This window comes from Bradyrhizobium sp. P5_C12 (genome assembly GCF_054049735.1).
This window is the reverse complement of sequence record NZ_JBFULU010000107.1, coordinates 1-3,915: the sequence shown is the minus strand read 5'-3', so window position 1 is coordinate 3,915 and position 3,915 is coordinate 1. Positions and strand designations below refer to the sequence as shown.

The window sequence follows — 3,915 nt, the reverse complement described above, 5'->3', positions numbered from 1 at the left end:
GTATCCACCTGATCTTCAGAAAGCCGCCGTGGATTTGGTGATCAGACAAGCAGAGGCGTTCGCCAACACTTGGAGCTGAGATTACCCAACGATTGGACCTGCCGGACCCGGTGTCGAAAAGACTGAGTCGCTGACAGGGTGCGGCCCGTGAGACTCAGACTGTCCCACCGTCCCACATACTAGTTGGTGGGACACCGGGACAAGGAAGCCTAGATCGCCAATGCGTCCAGCGACGCCTGCATACCCGGTGAGTTGAAGAAATGGTCGATCGGAAGCCCCTGTCGTCATATCCCACGGCCCAATCATGGCTGAAGCAGTTCGCGACGGCCGATCAGCCCTCTGCAAAATCGATGCTGGACTCTTTGCTTCTTCTCAATGAAGAGCAGGTTAGCGCCTCCATTCGATCGCAGCTGTACGCTCTGGCAGCATCCCGACATGGACGAAGGAGGAGGATCGCTCTCTATGCCGAACGAGAATTTGGAGGCGCACCGGCGTTCAAAGTGGAAATGATTCCGGACGCTGACGGTCAACCTCGTCGGCGGTCGGTCGGCCGCAAGGGACCGGCACCGGTAAGTCCTGTGAGGGGCAGCGGCCGAGTAGGAAGCGAGGGCCTTATTGCATTCGTAATCTCGCAAGCGCACGAGACCAAACCAGGATCATTTATGAACCATCCCGGACCTGACTTGCTCCGGGGAAAGACGAGCCCAGCGGGAAGTATTGGCATTGTGACCGACTTCATCGGATCAGGCTCGCGCGTTTGCGGGATGCTGGATGCATTTTGGGCGGTCCCCAGCGTCCGCTCCTGGGTGTCGAGAAAATGGATCGATTTCAAGGTTATAGCCGCCGCGGCAACCGTTGCAGGGGTCGCGAAAGTGAAGCGGCACAGGCTTGGACCGGAAGTACTATTCCAACACGTTGCGCCAACGATCAGCAGCCATCCGGACTTTAAGCAGGCGGCAGAGTGGTTGACCCTGATCGAAAAGTATGGCCCTGACGCAGGCCGCGGCGCGAGCCGCTATGGGTTCGGTGGTGACACTGCGCTCGTGGCATTCAACTATCGTCTTCCAAACAACACTCCGGCCCTGCTGCACCGGACTCATGGGGGTTGGCGTGCCCTTTACGACGGTGCCGCACCAGATGACTTGAGGCCAGCGTTCGGCGTCCGGGCACCGGCGGAGGTCATCGGTCAGGCGGCGGAGATGACCGGCATCGCGATCTCCGACGATCTGTCACCGGAAATTGCCGCAATGGTCCTTGTTCTCAGCCTTCTCCGCGGGCGATGGCACCCTAAGAGCCAAGTCGCTCTTGCCGAGCGCACCGGAATGGCGGTGCCAGATGTCATGGACGTACTTGCTCGGGCACTGAAGGGCGGGTTCATCAACGGTTCGGGTCGGCTCACCGATCCCGGGCAAGCACTCTTAGCGGCTGGACGACGGTCCGAGCGCAAGCGACCCCTGGTTGCAACAAATCCAGAGCCGTATTATCCCTTGGCCCTGAGGACTTCGCGGGGCTCATCTAGCACCCGCCGCCCTTCGGGGCGGCCATGATGGCAAGCCGTAGCTTGCCGTCCTGGGCGACCGGGCTTCCGATCGCCGCTGATAGAGCTTCCGAACGCCGGTCCACGCTGCTTCCTCCTTCGTTCCCTGCGGGAACCTCCTCGGAGACTCGTTTCGATGGACGAAGCAGCGCCCACGCGGGGCTGGATTCAAGTAGATGAAACACCCGTGGAGTCCTCAGCACTTTCGCGGAGAGGCGAGAAAGGCTGGCCGTCCCGAGGGCGTGATAGAGGCTGCGGTGAGCGCGGCCTCAGCGATCAAGCGAACGCATCCCGACCTTCCTGTCATTTTCACGCTACATCACCTGGCGCATCTCGCTGAGGTGTCCGCCGACGATCTGCAGCAGGTGGCATTCCGCAAACTGGACGCTTACCGCGTTTTCCGCGTCAAGAAGCGAGGGGTGGCTGGCATGATTCCGGCTCCGCCGCGTCGGTACCGGACGATCTGTGTACCGCAGCCATTTCTGATGCAAGTACAACGTTGGATCGCTCAGAATATACTCAATCTCATAGAGCCTCATCCAGCCAGCTTTGCCTTCACACCTGGACGTGATCTTGTTGGAGCAGCCGCGCGTCATCTTGGTTCAAGATGGCTCGTCAAAATGGACGTTCGACATTTCTTCGAGTCGATCTCAGAGCCACAAGTTTATCGGGTGTTTCGCTCGCTTGGATACGGTGCGCTACTGTCATTCCAAATGGCGCGGATCTGCACACGCCTGCCTAGCAGGCTTGCATCCCTCGGCAGAGGCAAAGCCGGTTTGCCCTACCGCAGGCATGAACCAGGTCACCTACCACAGGGAGCGCCGACCAGCCCTATGCTGGCGAACTTGACGATGGATACGCTAGATCGTCGACTGACGACGCTGGCAAAAAGTGAGGGTTGGACTTACACCAGATATGCTGACGATCTTGCCTTCTCTCGAACAGATGGAGCGTCGCGCGCTGTCGCCATGCATCTCGCGAAGCGAGTTGCGCACCAACTGGAACTTGTTGGTCTGACTCATCATCGCGAAAAGACCAGCGTTGTCCCACCGGGTGCACGAAAGGTACTTTTGGGAGTACTGGTGGACGGAGAGCGCCCGCGCCTTACTCGAGCTTTTCGAAACAATGTCGAAACGCATCTCTTTGCGCTTACGAACGAGAGGATCGGTCCCTCTGCTCACCGGCAGAAGCGAGGCTTTGCTTCTGCGATCGGCATGCGCAGACATATTGAGGGCCTAATCGCGTTTGCTCATCAGGTGAACCCTTCTTACGCGGCGAAGCTGTATGTCAGGCTCAATACGGTCGACTGGTCGCGCTAAAAGCGATCAAACGTCCGACCTTCGTTCGGGCCATCCGGGACTCGTATTTCGTTGAGCTGAACGCACATGAATTTTCACTTTCGCCACTCAATGCCGAACTCGTTCATATGGATAAATCAATGACAGCCGCCGTGAGCGGAAATCTTTAGGTTTCGGAATGAAACTCGCCCCGAGCTTCGCCTGCAGTGCGTATACCGTGTCTCCCGGAAGGACCAAGTTTCCCGAGTTCTGATCTACGCAAGTCTCGTAGAGCAAAGGCGCCACAATTGATCGACCAACAGAAAGTCTTTTTCCCCTGAGCCCATTAGCTTGCTCAATAAGAAGAAAACCATGCGGATCTGGATAGTATGACTTAGCGATTTTCCAGAGACTTTCGCCTTTGACGACCGTATGCATGCGGGGCTTCGGCTTAGCTAGGTCTTTTACGTACATGATTTCTCCGCGCCTAATCTCATAAGCGCTAGGCCCGTCGTAAGGCGGCAGATTGGTGATTTGCACCAGCCTAAATTGGGTCAGCGCCGGCGATACGGGCTGAAACCCCGAAGCGACAGGCTCGGTAAGCAACTGCCAAGCAGGCGCATGAGTCAGGTCAAGCCGACGCAAGTATGATTGTACTGTGGTATTGCCCGATACAAGCGCAACGAAAGCGGGATTTGAAGCAGATCCCGTGGCAACATCGAAGCTATTGATCCGATTGACAATGCCCTTCTTCAGCGAATCTTTGAACATTTCGCGAAGGGGAAGGCCAATCGGCCCAACTGCAATGGACAAGATATCTACAAACGTACTTGTATCGATGTTCACGTTAAACGTTTGCGTGTCAGCGATGTCTACCTGAAGGTTTGAGTTCAATTGATATACAATGCGAGAGTCGGCGTCCGCGGTACCAAGATCTATTTTGTAAGGGATGCCAAGAAATGAGCCGCAATCCCAGTAGCTGGCGTGCATATGATATTGCACAGCGAAGGTATGCGAATCGATAAAGGTTAGTGAAGGACTCAGAAGTCGCAAATGGAATTCACATGAGTCTTGTTCGCTCCGGTCGAGCATGGCTTGCAC

At 56.6% G+C, this 3,915-nt stretch carries 3 protein-coding genes; 2 read left to right on the top strand and 1 reads right to left on the bottom strand.

Annotated elements, in window-relative coordinates:
* Window positions 1-260 precede the first annotated feature (260 nt).
* Together ACXJMY_RS37675 and ACXJMY_RS37670 are read left to right on the top strand one after the other, a co-directional pair.
* Window positions 261-1,547, top strand: coding sequence for a phosphoribosyltransferase-like protein (locus tag ACXJMY_RS37675; RefSeq protein WP_456624411.1), 1,287 nt, complete (start codon window positions 261-263; stop codon window positions 1,545-1,547).
* 247 nt (window positions 1,548-1,794) lie between these two features.
* Window positions 1,795-2,856 (top strand): reverse transcriptase domain-containing protein, encoded by a 1,062-nt coding sequence (locus ACXJMY_RS37670; RefSeq protein ID WP_456624410.1) that lies wholly within the window; start codon window positions 1,795-1,797, stop codon window positions 2,854-2,856.
* 87 nt (window positions 2,857-2,943) lie between these two features.
* On the opposite strand, the gene ACXJMY_RS37665 is transcribed toward ACXJMY_RS37670, so the two are convergent.
* The coding region (locus ACXJMY_RS37665; protein WP_456624409.1) for a LysM peptidoglycan-binding domain-containing protein at window positions 2,944-3,915 on the bottom strand (972 nt) is incomplete at its 5' end.